Origin of the sequence: Kribbella caucasensis (genome assembly GCF_004361855.1) — a bacterium.
GTDB classification, from domain to species: Bacteria; Actinomycetota; Actinomycetes; order Propionibacteriales; family Kribbellaceae; genus Kribbella; species Kribbella caucasensis.
Genome location: NZ_SNWQ01000030.1, coordinates 67,401 through 85,783 on the forward strand (window position 1 = coordinate 67,401; position 18,383 = coordinate 85,783).

19 protein-coding genes are annotated in these 18,383 nt (G+C 66.8%); 6 read left to right on the forward strand and 13 right to left on the reverse strand.

Features of this window, described 5'->3' with window-relative positions; genetic code table 11:
• Positions 1 to 98 precede the first annotated feature (98 nt).
• Entirely contained in the window at positions 99 to 422 is a 324-nt protein-coding gene (locus EV643_RS38460) for a rhodanese-like domain-containing protein (RefSeq protein WP_133805157.1), read from the reverse strand.
• A gap of 329 nt (positions 423 to 751) precedes the next feature.
• On the reverse strand, positions 752 to 1,609 hold the full coding sequence (locus EV643_RS38465; protein WP_133805158.1) for an Fpg/Nei family DNA glycosylase: 858 nt from the start codon (positions 1,607 to 1,609) through the stop codon (positions 752 to 754).
• A 127-nt stretch (positions 1,610 to 1,736) separates the two neighbouring features.
• Between EV643_RS38465 and EV643_RS44470 the strand changes: the two genes are divergently transcribed.
• Positions 1,737 to 1,877, forward strand: coding sequence for a hypothetical protein (locus EV643_RS44470; protein WP_166665733.1), 141 nt, complete (start codon positions 1,737 to 1,739; stop codon positions 1,875 to 1,877).
• A gap of 114 nt (positions 1,878 to 1,991) precedes the next feature.
• Here the strand turns inward: EV643_RS44470 and EV643_RS38470 are convergent, their stop codons facing one another.
• On the reverse strand, positions 1,992 to 2,819 hold the full coding sequence (locus tag EV643_RS38470; RefSeq protein ID WP_133805159.1) for a class I SAM-dependent methyltransferase: 828 nt from the start codon (positions 2,817 to 2,819) through the stop codon (positions 1,992 to 1,994).
• A 134-nt stretch (positions 2,820 to 2,953) separates the two neighbouring features.
• On the opposite strand from EV643_RS38470, the gene EV643_RS38475 reads away from it, so the two are divergent.
• Positions 2,954 to 4,126 carry a DUF418 domain-containing protein gene (locus EV643_RS38475; protein ID WP_133805160.1) on the forward strand — a complete coding sequence of 391 codons (1,173 nt, stop codon included), beginning with the start codon at positions 2,954 to 2,956 and terminating at the stop codon, positions 4,124 to 4,126.
• A 64-nt stretch (positions 4,127 to 4,190) separates the two neighbouring features.
• Here the strand turns inward: EV643_RS38475 and EV643_RS38480 are convergent, their stop codons facing one another.
• On the reverse strand, positions 4,191 to 4,463 hold the full coding sequence (locus EV643_RS38480; RefSeq protein WP_133805161.1) for a hypothetical protein: 273 nt from the start codon (positions 4,461 to 4,463) through the stop codon (positions 4,191 to 4,193).
• An 83-nt stretch (positions 4,464 to 4,546) separates the two neighbouring features.
• Here EV643_RS38480 and EV643_RS38485 point away from each other — a divergent pair, with 83 nt between their 5' ends.
• Positions 4,547 to 5,500 (forward strand): helix-turn-helix domain-containing protein, encoded by a 954-nt coding sequence (locus EV643_RS38485; protein WP_133805162.1) that lies wholly within the window; start codon positions 4,547 to 4,549, stop codon positions 5,498 to 5,500.
• A 9-nt stretch (positions 5,501 to 5,509) separates the two neighbouring features.
• Here the strand turns inward: EV643_RS38485 and EV643_RS38490 are convergent, their stop codons facing one another.
• From EV643_RS38490 to EV643_RS38510, 5 genes are all read right to left on the reverse strand, one after another.
• The gene (locus tag EV643_RS38490) at positions 5,510 to 6,532 is read right to left on the reverse strand and encodes an L-idonate 5-dehydrogenase (RefSeq protein WP_133805163.1); all 1,023 of its coding nucleotides are present in this window, start codon (positions 6,530 to 6,532) and stop codon (positions 5,510 to 5,512) included.
• 161 nt (positions 6,533 to 6,693) lie between these two features.
• A complete protein-coding gene (locus EV643_RS38495; protein ID WP_202869952.1) occupies positions 6,694 to 7,554 on the reverse strand; it encodes an ABC transporter permease in 861 nt (286 codons plus the stop codon).
• A complete protein-coding gene (locus tag EV643_RS38500) occupies positions 7,554 to 8,552 on the reverse strand; it encodes an ATP-binding cassette domain-containing protein (protein ID WP_133805164.1) in 999 nt (332 codons plus the stop codon). The genes EV643_RS38495 and EV643_RS38500 overlap by 1 nt, the downstream gene beginning before the upstream one ends.
• A gap of 144 nt (positions 8,553 to 8,696) precedes the next feature.
• Positions 8,697 to 9,392: a PadR family transcriptional regulator gene (locus EV643_RS38505; RefSeq protein ID WP_133805165.1), complete on the reverse strand. Its 696-nt coding sequence runs from the start codon at positions 9,390 to 9,392 to the stop codon at positions 8,697 to 8,699.
• 144 nt (positions 9,393 to 9,536) lie between these two features.
• Positions 9,537 to 10,616 (reverse strand): adenosine deaminase, encoded by a 1,080-nt coding sequence (locus EV643_RS38510; RefSeq protein ID WP_133805166.1) that lies wholly within the window; start codon positions 10,614 to 10,616, stop codon positions 9,537 to 9,539.
• A gap of 103 nt (positions 10,617 to 10,719) precedes the next feature.
• Between EV643_RS38510 and EV643_RS38515 the strand changes: the two genes are divergently transcribed.
• A complete protein-coding gene (locus EV643_RS38515; protein ID WP_133805167.1) occupies positions 10,720 to 11,100 on the forward strand; it encodes a DUF1016 N-terminal domain-containing protein in 381 nt (126 codons plus the stop codon).
• A 153-nt stretch (positions 11,101 to 11,253) separates the two neighbouring features.
• Here the strand turns inward: EV643_RS38515 and EV643_RS38520 are convergent, their stop codons facing one another.
• From EV643_RS38520 to EV643_RS38530, 3 genes are all read right to left on the reverse strand, one after another.
• Positions 11,254 to 11,463, reverse strand: coding sequence for a hypothetical protein (locus EV643_RS38520; protein ID WP_133805168.1), 210 nt, complete (start codon positions 11,461 to 11,463; stop codon positions 11,254 to 11,256).
• Between the two features lie 126 nt (positions 11,464 to 11,589).
• Positions 11,590 to 12,234, reverse strand: coding sequence for a response regulator transcription factor (locus tag EV643_RS38525; protein ID WP_133805169.1), 645 nt, complete (start codon positions 12,232 to 12,234; stop codon positions 11,590 to 11,592).
• Complete coding sequence (locus EV643_RS38530; protein ID WP_166665735.1) at positions 12,222 to 13,895, reverse strand: sensor histidine kinase; 1,674 nt, start codon at positions 13,893 to 13,895, stop codon at positions 12,222 to 12,224. Before EV643_RS38530 ends, EV643_RS38525 begins: the two co-directional genes overlap by 13 nt.
• Before the next feature lie 194 nt (positions 13,896 to 14,089).
• On the opposite strand from EV643_RS38530, the gene EV643_RS38535 reads away from it, so the two are divergent.
• Together EV643_RS38535 and EV643_RS38540 are read left to right on the forward strand one after the other, a co-directional pair.
• Positions 14,090 to 14,896 carry an SGNH/GDSL hydrolase family protein gene (locus EV643_RS38535; protein ID WP_133805171.1) on the forward strand — a complete coding sequence of 269 codons (807 nt, stop codon included), beginning with the start codon at positions 14,090 to 14,092 and terminating at the stop codon, positions 14,894 to 14,896.
• Complete coding sequence (locus tag EV643_RS38540) at positions 14,893 to 16,491, forward strand: TRAP transporter substrate-binding protein (RefSeq protein ID WP_166665736.1); 1,599 nt, start codon at positions 14,893 to 14,895, stop codon at positions 16,489 to 16,491. Before EV643_RS38535 ends, EV643_RS38540 begins: the two co-directional genes overlap by 4 nt.
• On the opposite strand, the gene EV643_RS38545 is transcribed toward EV643_RS38540, so the two are convergent.
• Complete coding sequence (locus tag EV643_RS38545) at positions 16,488 to 17,774, reverse strand: sensor histidine kinase (RefSeq protein ID WP_166665737.1); 1,287 nt, start codon at positions 17,772 to 17,774, stop codon at positions 16,488 to 16,490. The two genes, EV643_RS38540 and EV643_RS38545, sit on opposite strands and share 4 nt — an antisense overlap.
• Positions 17,775 to 18,383 lie beyond the last annotated feature (609 nt).

Consider the following 18,383-nt stretch of genomic DNA (forward strand, 5'->3'; position numbering starts at 1 on the left):
CTCACGGCCAGTCATAAATAGTCCCCAGGCACCCGCTCGTACGCCGTACCGAACCGTCCTGCGAGGCGCCGACCGAGTTGTCCTGCCGCTCGGCTGGGTCAGTCGGTGCTGACGGGGCGGCCTTGGGCCTGCCAGGCGTACATGCCGCCGTCGAGGTTGATCGCCTCCCGCCCCTCGGAGGCGAGGAACTGGGTCGCCATCCCGGACCGCCCGCCGACCGCGCACACGCAGAGCACCTTGCGATCGTCGGGTACCTCGCTCACCCGCGCCTGCAACTCACCGAGCGGGATGTGCTGCGCCCCCTCGATATGACCACTCGCCCACTCGTCGGGCTCGCGCACATCCAGCACGTGCACCTCGGCGAGCAACTCGTCGCTCAACTCACCCACCACGACAGCAGGAATCTGCGGATTCGAGAACATACCCCCATCATCCCAGCCACCCCGAACCCCCGACCCCAGCCCCTGCTTTCGGGTTACCAGCCACTCGTGCGACGTCCACGCGCACCCCGCCAAAGCGGCGACATTGAGCACCACGCAGTCGGCTTGAGTACGTCGGCGACGACCACCCCGTGCACAAAGTCGGTGGAAGGGGCACGGGAATGCGGCTGCCCGAGGGGTGGATCGGGCGTTGACAGGGGTGGGAGGGGCGGCGAGGGTCGTCGGCAGGGCAGGCCCGGCAGACGGTAGGGAGTGCTGCCGACTGGATGCCGGGCGGCGGTCTGCGTCGCTGCCGTGGACGGTTTAGGGAACTACTTCAGCAGCTTGGAGAGGCGGCGGTCCGCGAGCGGTTTGCCGCCGGTTTGGCAGGTTGCGCAGTACTGCAGGGACGAGTCGGCGAAGCTCACCTCGCGCACGACGTCCCCGCAGACCGGGCACTTCTCGCCCTTCCGGCCGTGCACCCGCAGACCGCTTTTCTTCTCCGACTTGAGGTCCCGCGCGGCCAGCCCCTTCGACCGGTCCACCGCGTCCCGCAAGGTCTCCTGCATCGCCTCGAACAACTGCTGGAGCTCGTCCTCGGACAGGTTGGAGGCGGGCTTGAACGGGCTCATCTTCGCCACGTGCAGGATCTCGTCGGAGTACGCGTTGCCGATCCCGGCGATGACCGACTGGTTCCGCAGCACGCCCTTCAGCTGGACCCGGCCCTCGCGCTTCAGGATCGCGCCGAACTCCTCGGCGGTCAGCGTGAACGGATCCGGCCCGAGCCGCGCGATCCCGGGCACCTGCGCCGGGTCGCGGACGACGTACACGGCGAGCTTCTTCTGCGTGCCCGCCTCGGTCAGGTCGAAACCGGAGTCGTCGTCCAGCACCACCCGGCAGGCGATCGGGCCCTTGCCCGGCCGGAGCAGCGTGCTCGGCTGCTCCTCCTTCCAGCGCAACCAGCCGGCCCGGGCCAGGTGCATCACCAGATGCACGCCCTGCGCGTCGATGTCGAGGAACTTCCCACGCCGGGTGACGTCGTCGATCAGCAGGCCCACCAGCGCGGAGATCGGCGGGTCGTAGGTCTTCAGCGCACTGATCGCGGTGATGTCGGCACGCACGATCGCCCGTCCGACGGCACGTTCCCGCAGGAACCCCGCCAACGATTCAACCTCAGGCAATTCGGGCACCCCAACAGTGTGCCCGACAGCACGGACACTTCCACGGGTCCGTTCCCGGGGAAGTTCCGGTGGATCACCCATAGGTCGCGGTTGACCGGACCGCTACCTTCGGAGGAAGTAGAGAAGGAGGCCCCCGATGGGTTTCGTTAAGACGTTGGTCAAGGGCGCGGTGGTCGCCAAGCTGGTGCAGGTCGCGCAGCGCGAGCTGAGCAAGCCGGAGAACCAGCGGAAGGCTCGCGAGATGTTCCAGAAGGTGCAGCAGAAGCGGGCGCGCTGATCCACAGCCGCTGACGACCAGTTGCGCTGACGACTACCCGGCCCGGCGAGTGGCCCACCGCACCGCCGGGCCTGAGGTGTGTCCGCCGAGGGCTGGTGGCCTGTCCGCCGGCCCTTACAGCTTGACGGCCTGGAGGGTGTAGCTGGCCGGGAGGCGTTCGGGGCGGTGGGTCAGGCGCCATTCGCCGGTGTCGGAGTCCAGGGTCATGTGGCCGGGTAGGGCGCACCACGGGACGCTGTCGTGCTCCTCCAGGGCGGTGAGCTGCAGGCCCGCGCCCATCAGGGCCGTGATGATCTCCGACAGGCCGTGGTTCCACTCGTGGGTGACGTTCTGGGTGAACTCGACGTCGGTTTCGACGTAGGTGCCGCCCTCGTCGAAGATCAGCGGTTCCTCGGTTTCGAAGTACGCGTAGTCGAGCGTGATCAGGCCGGGGTGGTTCGAGCCGTCCAGCGCCCACATCATCGGGTGGCCCTCGCGGATGAACAGCCGGCCACCCGGTTTGAGCAGCCCGGCGACGGTCCGGGCCCAGCGCTCGATGTCCGGCAGCCAGCCGAGCGCGCCGATGCCGGTGAAGACCAGGTCGTACTGCGCCTCGCCGAGCACCTCGACCGCGTCGTACACGTCAGCCTGGTGGAAGTCGATCTCGTGGCCGAGCCGGTCCGCGAACGACTGCGCCTGCTCGATCGCCGGACCGGAGAAGTCGAGCCCGCTCATCCGCGCACCGAGTCGCGCGAGCGAGACTGTGTCGGTGCCGATGTGGCACTGCAGGTGCACCCCGCGCAGCCCCGAGATGTCCCCGAGTCGCGGCAGGTCGAACCGCACCACGCCACCGATGAACGACGGGTCCTGCTCGTACTGCGCCACCTTGTAGTCGGGCGAAGCCGCGTGCGCCGGCACTCGCTCGTCCCAGTTCGCCCGATTCACCTCGCGATAGTCGTCCACGGCAGGACTCTGACAGATCCCCGCCCAGCCCGCCTTCGGTTTTCCACAGGAGGGTAGGGGGTAGGGAAAACTCCACCCTGACCGAGGGCTCAGGGTGACTGTGCGGACGGTAGCCGGCTGGTGTCCTGAAGGACATGAGCCAGAATCTCGCCAAGCCACGGACGCGGATCCACGACGTCGACGCCCTGCGCGGATTCGCGCTGCTGGGCATCCTGATCGTCAACATCACCTTCGCCGCCTCAGGTTTCCCGATCCACGTCGCCGAGGACCCGGCGTACCAGTCGGGTCTCGATCACGTTGTCCACTGGCTCAGCGCCACCTTCGTGGACATGAAGTTCTACCTGCTGTTCTCGTTCCTGTTCGGGTACAGCTTCCAGTTGCAGATCGAGGCGGCGCAGCGGGCCGGTGCCGCCTTCCGGCCGCGGATGTTGCGCCGGCTGGGCGGCCTGTTCGTGATCGGCTGGCTGCACATGATCTTCCTGATCACCGGTGACATCCTCACCGTCTACGCGCTGCTCGGCCTGGTCCTGGTCGCGATGCGCGGGGTGAAGGACAAGACCGCGCTGACCGTGGCCGGCGGGATCTACCTGTACCTGCTGGTCTCGCTGGGTTCGACCGTGCTGTTCATGGACACGTCGTCCTTCCTGAACCCGGCCGAGGCGGTCGCCAACGCGCAGGCGACGACGGCGAACCTGGCCGGCTCCTTCGGCGACGTCATCCACGAGCACGTCGCCGCCTTGCCGCTCTACGGTCTGTCGCAGTTGACCGTGCAGGGTCCGACGACCCTCGCAGTACTGCTCCTCGGCATGGTCGCCGGTCGTCGTCGCCTGCTCGCAGGAGTCACCGGCCGCGAACCCGTACTGCGCCTGGTCCAGCTCGTCGGCTTCGTCGTCGGCATCACCGGCGGCATGATCTACGCCGCCGGCGGCAACGGTGACACGGGCGCCGTACTCGCCAGCGTGCTGACGGCACCGTTCCTGGCCGTCGCGTACGTCGCGACGATGCTGCGGGTGATGCACAGCGATCGCGGTCGCGCTGTCGGCCAGGTGCTCGCCCCGGCCGGCCGGATGGCCTTGTCGAACTACCTCGGCCAATCGGTCGCCACGCTGCTGATCTTCACCGGCGTCGGGATCGGCCTGGTCGGTCAGGTGTCGCCGCTGGAGACGTTCGGGATCGCGCTGGCGATCTTCGCCGGCCAGGTCGCGCTCAGCCACTGGTGGATGGCCCGCTTCGGCTACGGCCCGGTCGAGGGCGTCCTCCGCGCGGTGACCAACGCGGCCCCGCTCACCTGGCGGAAGACCAGCTAGTACTGCACTCGGGACAACAACCGGGCGAGGGATTCACTCCCTCGCCCGGTTCAAGTTGTCTTGTTCAGGCCGCGTGCCGGCCGTGGGTGTGGCTGAAGAGGCGGGCGCGGCGCAGGGTCACGACGCTGCCGGTGTCGGTGGCGGGCTTGTGGGTGAAGGGTTCGGCCTTCTCGCCGAGGGCGAGCAGGTCGAGCTTGGTCCTGGCCAGATCACGGTCGTCGGCAACCCAGGATCCGTCCAGGCTGGACTTCAGCCCGGTCGAGTGACGCCTGTTGCTGCTTTCCAGAGCCGCGATCACGGCCAGCGCGAGTACTGCGAGGACGATGATTTCGGTCATGGCAGTAATCATCCTATCGTTCAGATCCCGCCACAACTGGCACTATTGACAACCCTCATCAAATTTCTGCCATACTGGTCGGCATGCTGCAGAAAGTCGCCGTGGTGCTGATGGAGGACGTCGCCCTCTTCGAGTTCGGGGTGCTGTCCGAAGTGTTCGGGATCGACAGGACCGACGACGGCGTGCCCAGGTTCGACTTCAAGGTGTGCTCGACCCGGCCGGGTGAACCACTACGGACCACCAGCCACTCACAGGTGGTCGCGCCGTACGGGCTGGAGCAACTCGAGGACGCCGACCTGATCGGCCTACCGGCCACCACCTGGCGGCACGCGTACGACGAACGCATCCTCGACGCACTCCGCAAGGCCGAGGCGCGCGGGGCGATCCTGCTGACGGTGTGCTCGGGCGCCTTCGTACTCGGCGCGGCCGGCCTGCTCGATGGACGCAACTGCGCGACCCACTGGCGGTACGCGAGCCTCTTCCGCGAGCAGTTCCCGGACGCCAAGCTCGACGCGGACGTGCTGTTCGTCGACGACGGCAACATCATCACCAGCGCCGGCACCGCGGCCGGGATCGACGCCTGCCTGCACCTGGTCCGGCGCGAACTCGGCAGCGCGGTCGCGACCCGGATCGCCCGCCGGATGGTGGTCCCGCCCCAACGCGACGGCGGCCAGCGCCAGTACGTCGAGGTCCCGGTGCCCGAGTCGACCGGCGAGAGCCTGCAACCCGTGCTCGACTTCATGGTCGACAACCTCACGGTCGAGCACACCGTCCCCGACCTCGCCCGCCGCGCACAGATGTCGGACCGCACCTTCGCCCGCCGCTTCGTCGCCGAGACCGGCACCACCCCACTCAAATGGGTCACCACGCAACGAGTCCTGCACGCCCGCACCCTGCTGGAGCAGACCAAACTCGGCATCGAGCAAATCGCCTCCGAATCCGGCTTCGGCACAGCCGCCCTCCTACGCCACCACTTCCGCCGCGTAGTAGGCGTCCCACCCCAGGACTACCGCCGAACCTTCCAAACCACCGCCTGATCCTCTGCCTCAGGCAAGGTTTAGCTGGAGGAGGACTTTGCCGGGGGTTTGTTTGGTGGCGGCGGCTGTCAGGGCTTCGGGGGCCTGGTGGAGGGGGAAGGTCTGGGTGATCAAGGGGGTCAGGTCCAGGCCGTTGTGGATGAGGTCTACTGCTTCGGTGATTTCGTCGATGAAGCGGTAGGAGCCCAGCCAGGTGATCTCCCGGGTGACGAGGTCTGCGAGGGCTGCGGGGGTTGGGGTGGCGGGGAGGTTTCCTACCTGGATGACGGTTCCGGCGCGGGCGGTTGCGCGTAGTACGGCGGCTAGGGCAGCCGGTACGCCGGATGCCTCGACGACCAGGTCGGACTCGGGCAGGACGTCTCCCGCGGAGAGGTCGCGGGTGTCGTCGGCGCCGAGGGCGAGGGCGAGCTTGAGGGCGGCCGCGTCGACGTCGGCAGCGATCACGCGAGCCGCGCCGCGAGCCTTGGCGGCGGCGACCACCAACGAGCCGATCGACCCAGCGCCGTTGACGAGGATCTCGCGACCCCGCACGTCGCCGAGTCGGCCGACCGCGTGCAAGGCGACCGCGAGCGGTTCGGCCAACGCGCCGGTCCGGGTCGAGACGCCCTCGGGAAGAGCCCGCAGTTGCGAAGCGCGCAGTACCTTCGCCTCGCAGAAAGCGCCGTCGACATGCGGATCGAAGGCCGCCGACCCGAGATAACGGACCTCGCGATGCAGATTCGTCCGCCCGGCCAACCGGCTCGGCAGGACGTCGTCCGACGGTGTGGCGGGATGCACGGTGACCGCGTCCCCGGTCTGGAACCCCGTGACCCCAGGTCCGAGTTCAGCGACCCGACCGGCGATTTCATGACCGAGGACGAGCGGGTTGCGCAGTACGGCGGTCCCGGACGCACCGTGGACGGCGTACGAGATGTCGCTGCCGCAGATACCGCCCCACTCCATCGCGACCAGGACCTCACCAGGACCAGGCGACGGCAACGGCCGCTCCTCGACCCGGACATCACCGGGACCGTGCACGACGACGGCTTTCATGCGGCATCTCCAACTGGACCAGGCCCCGGCCGCGGGTCTCCGGTGCGAGCCAGGCCGAGACGAACGTGACCAAGGCGTAGCACATGTACATCGCCACCAACGACACCCGCCCCACCCGTCGCAGCATCACCAGCTGGGACTAGGCAGGGCGGGTGGTTCACTTACACAGATCGTTGGTACGTGCGGAAGGCGCGGGTCGACAGGTAGCCGACCAGGAGCGTGAAGGCCAGCAGGTAGGAGGAATGCCGGCCGACGGACGCCCAGTCGGGGTCGGCGGACAGCGCCTGCCGCGCCGCGACCGCGGCCCAGTCGACGGGGTTGTAGCGGGCCACCACCTCGACCCAGTGCGGGGCGAGCTTCGGGTCCATCATGATCGACGACAGGAACGTCAACGGCAGCGAGACGAACTGGAAGATCGCGATCAGCGCCTCCTGCTGCCGGGTCAGCAGCGCCACCGCGTTCGACAACGAGCCGAACGCCGTCCCGACCAGCACGGACGCCCCGATGGTCACGAGGTACCCGGCCACACCCCCGTCGTACCGGGCGCCGGCGGCGATCCCGATCGCGAACACGAGGATCGTCTGCAGGATCGTCGTGGTCGCGTTGCTGATCAGCTGCCCGGCCATCAACGCGCCGCGGCGGACCGGCGAGGCCAGCATCCGGTCCATCACCCCGCGCTCCATGTCGGCGATGAACGTGGTGCCGTTCCAGCCGCTCGTCATCAGAGCGGTCATCATCACGATCCCCGGAGTCAGGAACGCGATGTACGACGAGTCGCTGAATCCCGGCAGGTTGACGACACCCTTGAACAGCTGACCGAACAGCAGCAGCCAGATCGCGGGTTGCACCAGCGTGAAGGCGATCAGCGCAGGCGATCGGTACTGCGCCCGCAACCACCGGCCGACGATCAACCCGGTGTGCGCGAGCATCCCCTTGCGCTTCACGACCCGGCTGGGCGTAGTACGAGTGGCGGTGCCTGACCGGGGCGGTGGGGTGGGGCTCGAATCAATGCTCGTGCTCATCAGGCGGCCATCCCTTCGGTATCGGCGGACTCGGCCGCGCGGAACGACCGACCGGTGTAGCGCAGGTAGACGTCGTCCAGCGACGGCCGGGACACGGTCACCGCGGTGACCGGAACCGCCTTCTCCTCAAGGGCTCCGAGCACAGCCGGTACTGCGGTCGCACCGCTGTCGACCCGAGCGCGCAAGGTGTTGCCGTCGACAACTATTTCACCGATCCCGGGGAGCCGTGCGAGCAACGTGCGGACGGTTCCGTCGGTATCGGCGTCCACCAGCTCGATGCTGACGGAGTCGCCGCGAAGCTCCGCCTTCAGGGCCTCGGGGGTGCCCTCGGCAACGACCTTGCCGTGGTCGACGATCGCGAGTTGGCCGGCCAGCCGATCCGCTTCCTCCAGGTAGTGGGTGGTGAGCAGCACGGTCATGCCTTCTTCGCCGGCGAGCCGTTCGACCTCGATCCAGAGGTCCGCTCGGGCTTCCGGGTCCAGGCCGGTGGTCGGTTCGTCGAGGAACAGCACACGGGGACGGTGGACGAGGCCGAGGGCGACGTCGAGCTTGCGCTGCATGCCGCCGGAGTACGTGCGGACCTGGCGGCCACCGGCTTCTTCGAGGCCGAACCGCTGCAACAGCTCGGTGGCCCGGCGGATCGCATCCGATCGGGACAGGCCGTAGATCCGGCCGCTGAGGAGGAGGTTCTCGATCCCGGTGGCCATCGGGTCGGCGCTCGGTTTCTGCGGGACGTACCCGATCGCGCGGCGGACCTCGTCCTGGTCCCGGATCACGTCGTGGCCCGCGACCCGCGCCGTACCGGAGTCCGCGCGGGACAATGTGGTGAGGATCTTGACGGTGGTGGACTTGCCGGCGCCGTTAGGGCCGAGCAGCCCGAGTACGACGCCTTCCGGCACGTGGAAGGTGAGGCCGTCGAGCGCACGCAGCGGGGGCTTCTTGCGGGCACCCCGATACGTCTTGACCAGCTCGATCGCCTCGAGGGCAGGCTTTGCCATAGTGATGTGACTCCTTCGAAGGTGAGGAGTCGGTCCACGGCTGGCTATCCTGATGAGTGCGCCTTGGGTATCAGGTCCAGCGGACCGACTCGAGGAACTGCGGCCCTCGACCAGGTGTTGCCGCACCTGTGCCGGGGGCCGTTTCTATCGGGCTTCGGGCGGGACCTCCTGCAACCAGGGAAACTCCTCGCCGAAGTACTTGACCGGGTCCCTGAGCAGGTCGGTCATCGGGATCCCCAGTTTCTCGACCAACTCGTACCCCTGACGCCAGAAACCGGCGCCCTCCAGTTCGTCGTTGCGGATCCGGTCGGCCAGCCGGCTGGCGAACTCCGCCTCGGTCCGGATCAGTTCGAGCCGGAACTCCGATTCGACCCAGAACAGCTGCGGCAGCCCCATGGCCCGCAACTGCTCGTGCGTCGCCTCGAACTGCTCGATCTCGGCGCGCAGCACCTCGGCCCGCTGCTCGAGCAGCTCGATCACCTTGGCCGGCGGGAAGGCCGGCAGGTAGGCGAGACCGGCTTCGAGCTGGCTGAAGTCCTTCTCCGGCCGGGCCAGCAACTCGGTGAGCCAGTCGGCGAACTCGGCCTGACCCGCCTCGGTGATCGCGTAGACGGTCCGCTCCGGCCGGTTGCCCTCGCGCAGGGTCTCCACGGCCTTGATGAAGCCGTGCTTCTCCAGCGCGCTGACGACCGAGTAGAGCGAGCCGTAGTTGAGCCGGATGCTCAGGTCTTTGCCGCGCGACTTCAGCATCGTGGAGATCTCGTACGGGTGCATCGGACGCTCACCCAGGCTGCCGAGCACGGCGAAGGCGAGCGGGTTCGCCACCTTTCGCTTGGCCATGACAGCCTCCTCGATCTCGGTTACTCGAAATCGAGTATTCGCATCCGGCTACCCGGTGTCAAGTACTCGGGTACTGCGGATAGCTGGGGCGCGGCGGGTTGGTCAGGCGCGGCGAAACGAGTTGGGGCGGCGAAACGAGTTGGGTCAGCCGAGCTGTTCGGCGTACCAGGGCTTGATCACCGTGTCGATGATCGCGAGCCGCTCGTCGAAGGGCAGGAAGGCGGACTTCATCGCGTTGATCGCGAACCAGCGGACGTCGGCCAGGGTGTAGTCGAACGCGTCGGCGAGCAGGGCGAGTTCGCGGCTCATCGACGTGCCGCTCATCAGCCGGTTGTCGGTGTTCACGGTGACCCGGAACCGGAGTTTGGTGAGCAGCCCGATCGGGTGCCGCGCGATCGAGTCGGCCGCGCCGGTCTGCAGGTTGCTGCTCGGGCACATCTCCAGCGGGATCCGCTGGTCCCGGACGTACGCCGCGAGCCGGCCGAGCTCGACCTTGCCGTCGTCGCCGGCGGACTCGTCGTACCTGATGTCGTCGATGATCCGGACGCCGTGCCCGAGCCGGTCGGCACCGCACCACTGGATCGCCTGCCAGATCGACGGGAGCCCGAACGCCTCGCCGGCGTGGATGGTGAAGTGGGCGTTCTCGCGCTGCAGGTACTCGAACGCGTCCAGGTGCCGGGTGGGCGGGTACCCCGCTTCGGCGCCGGCGATGTCGAACCCGACCACCCCGGAGTCCCGGTAGGCGACGGCGAGCTCCGCGATCTCCATCGAGCGGGCCTTGTGCCGCATCGCCGTCAGCAGTTGCCGCGCGACGATCGGGCGTTCCGCGTGCGCCATACCGTGCTCGAAGCCTTCGCGGACCGCGTCGACCACTTGTTCCAGCGTGAGCCCGGCGGTCAGATGCTGCTCGGGCGCGTACCGGATCTCCGCGTAGACGACTCCGTCCGCAGCCAGATCCTGCACACACTCGCTCGCCACCCGGCGGATCGCCTCGGCGTTCTGCATCACCGCGACGGTGTGGTCGAACGTCTCCAGATACCGCTCGAGCGACCCCGAATCGGCCGACTCCACGAACCACTCACCCAGCTCGTCGGCATCCGTCCGGGGCAGCCGATGCCCGAGCTCACCGGCCAGCTCGAGCACCGTCCCCGGCCGCAACCCACCATCCAGATGGTCATGCAGCAACACCTTCGGCGCAGCCGTCAACTGCTCGTGCCTGATCATCCCGCCATCTTCTCAGGCGAGCTCACAATCTGCCCCAGACTGCCCCACGATGCCCCGCAAAGGTGGTCGTGTCGGGCGCGCCGCCTGCGAAAGCCTTGACCCTATGGACGAAACCAAAACCGCTCCCCGCTTCGAGAGCGCACCCGCCCGATCCTCACTCCCCGACTGGTACCCGGACCTGCTGGACCGCATCTCGGCGCATGTCGCAACCGGCCACAGGCGTGCGGTAACTGCCGCCAACAAAGAAAGGCTCGGGAGTTACTGGTCGATCGGCAAGGAGATCCTCGACCGCCAGCAGGCCGAAGGATGGGGCAGCAGGGTTATCTATCGCCTTTCGACGGACCTCAAGTCGCGGTTCTCGGGAGCGAAGGGCTACTCGCCTCGCAACCTCAAGTACATGCGGACTTTCGCGGCCGCCTGGCCGGACCCCTCATTTGTGCAACAAGCTGTTCTCGGTACCTCCAGCACTCGCTCTCGACTGTGACCTGCGGCTTTACGTCCGCAAGTGCACTAGTCGAAGTGGAAGAGGGAAGAGTGGCTGCGTAGGCGTTTCCTGACACCGGTTGGTGATCGGATACGACACCGTCGGCGTTGTGGGTGGAGTTGTGGTGATGACTTCCGACACTTACCAAGCGGATCAGGCGTTTCCACTGGTTCGTCGGCTCATGACCAGAAACAAGCCGCCAGCGATCGTCTGGACGGCCGCGGCCGTCGCAAGGACAGTCAACACGCCAACCCCGTCAGCGAGGACGCCGCTGACGCCCGCGCTCGACAGCATCGCCACCGCGTAGACGTTGCCCGTCGTACCAACCGCCCGTGCGCGATGTTCGTCTGGCACTGACGTCACCAGCAAAGTGTTGGAGGCGACCCACGAGATGGTAAGCGGAGCGTTCTCCTCGCTTCCTCCGTCTACTCCTGCCGACGCCGCAGCCATTCCATCAAACTCTCAGCGTCTCGTTGGGGCTCCAATGCCTCAGCTGCGGAGCAACGTGAGCACTGCCAGAACGCGGCGGTTGACGTCCGGTGATGGCTCGAGACCGAGCTTGCGGAAGACCTGGGCACAGACTGTTTCGACCGTGCGTTCGCTGACCGTGAGCTCGCCGGCGATGCCGGCGTTCGACCGGCCCTCGGCCATGAGAGCGAGAATGTCTCGCTCGCGTGGCGTGAGGTGGCTGAGCGGTGAGTCCGGGCGCCGACGCTTCATGAGCCGGTACACGATGGTGGGGTCGACAACGCACTCACCCTCGGTCACCCGGCGCATGGCATCGACCAGGATCGCGATGTCTGAGACACGTTCCTTGAGCAGGTAACCGAGCCCGCTGGGTTGATCGGCAAGCAGCCGCAGGGCGTAGCGCGCCTCGAGATATTGGCTGAGCACAACGACTGCAGTCGCCGGGTAGCGCTCCCGGATGCGGCGAGCCGCGACCAGACCCTCGTCCTTGTGGGTCGGCGGCATCCGGATGTCTACGGTCGCCACATCCGGCCGTTCCAGTGCGACCAACTGCATGAGTGCATCGGAATCGGCCGCCTCCCCGACGACCTCGACGCCGGCATCGGTGAGCAGTCGGGCGAGACCCGACCTGACCAGCATGACGTCGTCGGCGACTACTGCCCGCAAGGGATCACCGCCGTGACTACTGTCGCACCGGTTGCAGCTTCCGCCGTCGTCAGCCGTCCGCCGAGCGCACCGACGCGGTCGGCAACATTAACGACGTCTGCTACCACGAGCGTTCCGACAGCGCCTTTGACCTCCACACTGACGGTCAGTGTGTCACCGTCCCGGTCGACCAAGATCACCGCGCGCGTGTTTGGCCCCGGGTGCTCCACCGAGTTGAGAACGGCGGCGACCGTTGCGTACGCAGCCATTGCGGTCTCCATGCCGACATTGTCGCGCGTACGGACATCCAGCGTGGTTGGAACATCGGATGCCGCGGTCAGTTCGTCCAGGGCCGAGGCCAGTCCCTCGTCGGCGAGCACGCTGGGGAAGATGCCATGCGCGAGTCGGCGCAGTTGCCCGAGCGCATTTCGAACCCGACTCTCTGCTGCCGTCAGGCGAAGAGAAGTCGATGGATCGGCGCCAGCGAGCGCGACTTTCAGATGGAACGCGACACTGACCAAGCGCTGCTGTGCACCGTCGTGCAGGTCGCGCTCGATGCGCCGTCGCTCACTGTCGGACGCGGCGACCACGCGTCGCTGAGAGGCCTGAACGTCGGCTAGCCGCGCCTTCGCCACCGCCGAGAGCTGGGCATTCTGCAGTGCTAGCCGGGTGGCGGGTGTGAGCGCAGCGATCAGGTCGCCCTGGTCGGTACCCCGTGCGACGAGGAGACGAAGCACTGGGCCGGACTCATCCGACAGAACGATGTACTTATCTTGGCCGGGCAGGTCAGTGGCGTCCCGACCGGCGACGTCTACCCACCGCGCCTCTCCCGGGACGGCGAAGTGCACCCCTTGTACGCCACTGAGTGCCGCCACCGGTCCGGACAGCCGAGCCGCCAACCGGTCGACGGCGGTGCGTACGCGAAGGGTTCGAGCCACAACAATGCACACAGCGATAGCTGCGATCGCCACGGACACAGCCGGGAGTACAAGCAGCAGGCCTGCGGCCGTGTTGTCCCCCCAAGTCGCCAACCGTATGCCGGCTGACACAACCTGCAAGCACAGCGCCACAATCACGGCGCCGATGATCAGGCGAGGGGTGTGCCGATCGCTATCCCTCAGAACGATGATGGCAGCGAGGACCGCCCCGACGATGGTCAGCGAGGACGACACCACCACCGCGGACCTGGTCGACATCAATCCGTCGAGGAGCGGCGTGACATTCACACAGGTGACCGTGCATCTGGAGTCAGCAAACGGGTTGTAGCCGAGGAGGTGGACGACCCCGCTGGCGACGACGAGCGCGACCACGATCCGCATTGCCGTGGACGGATTGCTTGAACCCGGTGCCGACCAGTTCAGCGCAACAAGCGCAACCATGATGGCGAACGGCGTTGCCGCAAGAACACCGGCCTGGATCCGGTCGGGAAGCCAGGACCAGGCGGCCCACAACGGAAGGAGCGAGCCAATCGTTGCCACCGACAGGCCACCGGATGCTCCCGGGCGGGTCCTGGTCGCCCAAAGGCCGCCGACGATCAAGCCGATGAGAATCAGGCCGACCACTGTCAGCCAGGCTGGAAACCGCCTGCCGGCATAAGCGAAAGGATCGTCCCCGGCGCGAACTGCCAAAGCTGACACCAGCACCGTCAGCACCGCCACCCCGGTGGCGATCGAATTGATCACAGCCCTGGCCTGACGCGCGCGCATCTGCCTCACGCGTTGCATCGAGCCGGATCGGGCCATATGCGCCGTTCTGCGGGGGTAGGTTGTGAGGTTCTGCAGTTCAGTGTTATCCACATCCGAGTACCGAGGAAACCCGGTGGGCCACGCCGAGCCCGGCCCCTAGCGTAAAAGCATCGGACGACTAGGAGCACATTATGAACACAAGATCAGCTGCCACTGTGGCCGCTCTCACAGCCTTCGCGTTGATCGTCGGCGGGTGCGGCGGTGGAAAGATCGCCGACCAGGCAGCGGCTGGCCCGGCCACCCCGTCGACGGCGCCTTCGGCCAACCCCGCGAACCCGGTCGGTGTCATTGCGATCGGGCACTCCGGCCTGACCGGTGAGAACTCCGATCCGAAGCATCCTGGCCAGATCGCCCTCGAGAACTCGTGGGCGACTGGCGCGTCGCCTCAGGTCAACAGCATCTACCGGCGGCTCGTCGCCGTCCGTCCAGAGACCGAGGGCCACGTTGCCAACACCGCCGAAGGTGGTGCGCCCGCATCCCGGCTGGCGGAGCAGGCGCAGGATGCTCTCGTAACCGTTCCCACCCCTGCGCTCGTCGTGGTCCAAACGATCGACAACGACATCCGTTGCGACGGGACCGATCGCACGCACGTAACCGAGTTCGGCGTCGCCCTCGCAGACGCCTTGCAAGTCGTGACCATGGCGTCACCCAATTCACGGATCCTGGTGGTCGGACAGCTCGGACGACCCGGTCCGTCGGTTCGGTGCGACCCTGACCCTTCCGACACCCTGATATCCATCATCGAGAAATATGAGACCGAGCAGTCCCGGGTGTGCGCCACGGTGCCCAATTGCCGGACGGACGACGGAGCCCGCGCCGCGTACGTAGATCGCCCCGAGAACTTCTCCAGCGATCAGAACCACCTGAGCGTGCGCGGACAGGCGGAGGCCGCAGAGATCGCATGGCCTGCGGTCGCTGCTCTGTTGGAGGTGTCATGACCTCCGCTGACGCCAATGCAACACTTGACAGAACGCACTTCCAAGCGTGTACGGATCAGAAGGGCGTCATTAACACAAGATCAATTGGCCGATGGATCGCGGCTGCGGCGACGGTGGCATTAGTGGCGGCTTGCTCGGTCGCGCCCCCAACGGACAAGTCTGGGAGCGACACGGTTGCGCTGCGGTTCGCAACCATCGATCGTGTCAACAACAACGGCCAGTCGTACGGGCCGGAGGCCTTCGTCGAGAACCTGGAGAAGTTCTCCGACGGCCGGATCAAGGTCGAGATGACGATCGAGTACGGTGACGCTGCCCCTGACGCGGAATCCAATCTGGTGAAGGCGATCGCCTCCGGTGAGGTGGACGGCGGCTGGCCGTCGACTCGCGCCTTCGCCAACGCCGGCATCACCGGCCTTAAGGCCGTCGAGGCTCCGATGACGGTGACGAGCTACGCAGCCGAGAAGACTCTGGTATCAGGCCCCGTTGCCGACAAGCTGTTAGCGCAACTCGACGGGACAGGTGTCGTCGGGCTCGAGCTCGCGGTGGGTCCGCTGCGGCGGCCGTTCGCCGCGAAGGCACCCCTGCTCGGGCCGGAGGACTGGGCCGGTGCCACGTTCCGGGTCTACAACTCGCCGGTGCAAACGGACGCGGTGCGTATGCTCGGCGCGACGCCGGTAAACCTAGGCTTCAAGGGATGGGTCGACGAAGTCCAGGCTGGACGCCTGCGCGGCTTGGAGTTCGACATTGCCCAGTACGCAGAAAGCGGCAACACGACGGAGGCTGGCAACGTCACGGCCAATGTCGTGCTGTGGCCGAAGGTCTTCGTCTTGGCCATGAACCAAGAACGATTCGACGCGCTCACCGACAAACAGCAGGACTGGGTACGCGAGGCCGCTGATAAAGCGATGCAGGTCTCAGTCGATGCCAGCTACGACGAAACCACCATCGCACAACATCTGTGCGGGCAAGGCGCGCGCTTCATGGCCGCAAGCTCAGACCAGATCGCTGCTCTGCGCACCAGGCTGCAGCCGGTGCTGGATGGCCTCGCCGCCGACCCGGTCAGCGGGGCTCTGCTCAAGGAGATCCAGGCAATTGCCGCGAACCACCCGAGGCCCGACGTCCCCACCGTCCCAAAGGACTGCCAGCAGGGTAAAGCAGATAAGAAATCCACGGGCGCCGTTCCCGACGACATAGCCGATCTGCCCGACGGCGAATACCGGGTAGAGATCACGACGGACGACCTAGCGGCCGCTGGATTGGACAACAGTGATGGCAAATCAGGTACGTGGACGTTAACGATCCACGAAGGCACCTATGAAGTGCGGTGCCGTCCACTCGACGATCCGGGGATTGACTGCGGACACTCTGTCGAAGATGACCCGCTCGACGCCGGCTACCTGCGAGGAACCGGCAACACCGTCACCTTTGTGCACGACCCCGAACTGGTCTCCAAGCTGACCGGATGCAAGCTTCCTGTCTCCGAGACGCTGCCCGATCACTGCGGGCCGGGTGGTCGCGCCACGCTGACGTGGGAGATCAAGGGCGACAGCCTCACGTTGAGTGGCGACCTCGAACCGTGGACGAAGATCGGCTAGTCCGGAACTACCGCTGTCACCGTCGTGCCGGCTCCGGGTGGACTTTCCACCCGGAGCCGGCCGTTTAGTGTTGCCAGCCGGTCGGCGAGCCCCTGCAGCCCCGACCCGGTCGGGTCCGCGCCGCCACGCCCGTCGTCGGAGATGACAGCCTCCATCGCACCATTGACCCGCCGCACGGTGATGTCGATCCGCGTCGCGTCGGCGTATTTGACCGCGTTGGCCAAGGCCTCCGAGCAGAGGTAGAAGAACGCCGCCTCTATGTCCTGGTCGCTGGCCGCGTCAGTGGCAACGGTCACCGACACCGGAACCGGACTGCGCCGGGCCAATGCCTGCAGGGCCTCCTGAAGCCGCCCGCTCCCGAGACGCGCCGGAGGCACTCCTGCGACGAGTTCGACAATCTCTGTCTGGGCAGTGGCCAACTCGCTGACGACGATGTCGAGTGACCCGACCGCCGCGGTATTCCCGGCCGCGTTACGCACCGCGCTCAACTCGGCCTGGGCGAGCTCCAGGGACATTCCGACATTCTCCCGGAGCTGTATCGCGGCTCGCTCCCGCTCGCGGTCCGCGGCAACGACGATCCGCGCCCGGGACGCTTCGAGCTCGGCGAGCTGCTGCTGTTGCTCGTGTTGCAGACGCTCGTGTCTTACTGCCAGCCGGACCGCAGCCGCAACCGCTTCGGCCGTAACCGGATCGTCCAGGGCGGGCGATTGGTGCGCGACGACCGCAACCGGCCCGTCGGCATCGACGACGGTGAGCCACCTCCGATCGTCGCCTCCTGTCGGGACTGAGCGACCTCGTTCGTCGACGTACCCCGCATTAGCGTCGTGCCAACGAAAGACCTGAACACTGGGGTCGCTGACCGCACGCCCCAGTACGACGGCGAACCCCTCGAGACCCGCAAGCCGCTCGTCGGCGAGCAGGCGGTCGGCCAGCCTTGCCCAGCTCCGGATGACTGCCTGGGCGGCGACCGGGAAGGCCACCGCGACCGCCAGGAGCACCAACTCATAACCCACCAAAGCGAGGGACGGATCGAAGGCTTCCGCCCGCAGACGCGAGACCGACCACGACGCGCCGAGTACGGCCGCCACTCCGATAGCCGCGACCGTCGGGTAGCCCGTAGCGGTATCCCGGCCTTTGATCAGAACAAGCAATGCGACCAGAACGAACACCGCTGCCACACCGATCTGCGGCAGTAACCCGAACCCGACCGGCACGGCCAGACCGACCAACAGCCAGCGACTCAGCCCACGTACCCGCCCGGCCGGGAACGCGACTAATGACACAACCAGCACTGCCTGGTGTAGGGACCGGGTCGCGGGCAGGAATGAAGCCGTCAGCCAGGAAACACCGACTACCGCCATCAGCACGCGTTCTGCAGATGGTCCGCGCGCGACTGCGGCCGCAACAACGAAGGCCAGCCCACTTGCCAAATCCAACGTGATCAGCCACGGGCTCGCATGTGGTGCAGCGGCATCAGCACGTATTGCGAAGACGGCAAGCACCCCAATAGCGATGGCGACAAGGAACCACACTGCAGCTCGTCGGAGCCTGCCAGCCCTGTCAGCCCCCACGCTGGAATCATGGCACCGGCATGCCTGAAGGACCAGTGTCGAGGGCGCGCTCAATTGCACAAGTGGCGACTGTCCGAGACGCCACGGCTCGATCACCAGAACCGTGGGCGCCACATCCACCATCTGGACCCCCGGGGGACGCTCGCCCAAGCTTTCGCACCAGGCGGTCAGTACAGCAGTAAAGTACAGCAACGACTGCAGTGTCCAACGCGTTCGGCTTCATCCAGATGCGTCCTTGCCAGCGTGAATAAGGCTACGAACGGCCACTGCGCGGAGTTCGGGACGAAGAGGTCGCAGGTTCAAGCCCTGAGTAACCGACGA

Bases quoted from the DNA above. Each gene is read 5' to 3' on its own strand.
- EV643_RS38485 (WP_133805162.1), top strand. From the start codon at position 4,547: ATGCTGCAGAAAGTCGCCGTGGTGCTGATGGAGGACGTCGCCCTCTTC.
- EV643_RS38475 (WP_133805160.1), top strand. From the start codon at position 2,954: ATGAGCCAGAATCTCGCCAAGCCACGGACGCGGATCCACGACGTCGAC.
- EV643_RS38500 (WP_133805164.1), bottom strand. From the start codon at position 8,552: ATGGCAAAGCCTGCCCTCGAGGCGATCGAGCTGGTCAAGACGTATCGG.
- EV643_RS38515 (WP_133805167.1), top strand. From the start codon at position 10,720: ATGGACGAAACCAAAACCGCTCCCCGCTTCGAGAGCGCACCCGCCCGA.
- EV643_RS38505 (WP_133805165.1), bottom strand. From the start codon at position 9,392: ATGGCCAAGCGAAAGGTGGCGAACCCGCTCGCCTTCGCCGTGCTCGGC.
- EV643_RS38495 (WP_202869952.1), bottom strand. From the start codon at position 7,554: ATGAGCACGAGCATTGATTCGAGCCCCACCCCACCGCCCCGGTCAGGC.
- EV643_RS38460 (WP_133805157.1), bottom strand. From the start codon at position 422: ATGTTCTCGAATCCGCAGATTCCTGCTGTCGTGGTGGGTGAGTTGAGC.
- EV643_RS38510 (WP_133805166.1), bottom strand. From the start codon at position 10,616: ATGATCAGGCACGAGCAGTTGACGGCTGCGCCGAAGGTGTTGCTGCAT.
- EV643_RS38490 (WP_133805163.1), bottom strand. From the start codon at position 6,532: ATGAAAGCCGTCGTCGTGCACGGTCCCGGTGATGTCCGGGTCGAGGAG.
- EV643_RS38535 (WP_133805171.1), top strand. From the start codon at position 14,090: ATGAACACAAGATCAGCTGCCACTGTGGCCGCTCTCACAGCCTTCGCG.
- EV643_RS38480 (WP_133805161.1), bottom strand. From the start codon at position 4,463: ATGACCGAAATCATCGTCCTCGCAGTACTCGCGCTGGCCGTGATCGCG.
- EV643_RS44470 (WP_166665733.1), top strand. From the start codon at position 1,737: ATGGGTTTCGTTAAGACGTTGGTCAAGGGCGCGGTGGTCGCCAAGCTG.
- EV643_RS38540 (WP_166665736.1), top strand. From the start codon at position 14,893: ATGACCTCCGCTGACGCCAATGCAACACTTGACAGAACGCACTTCCAA.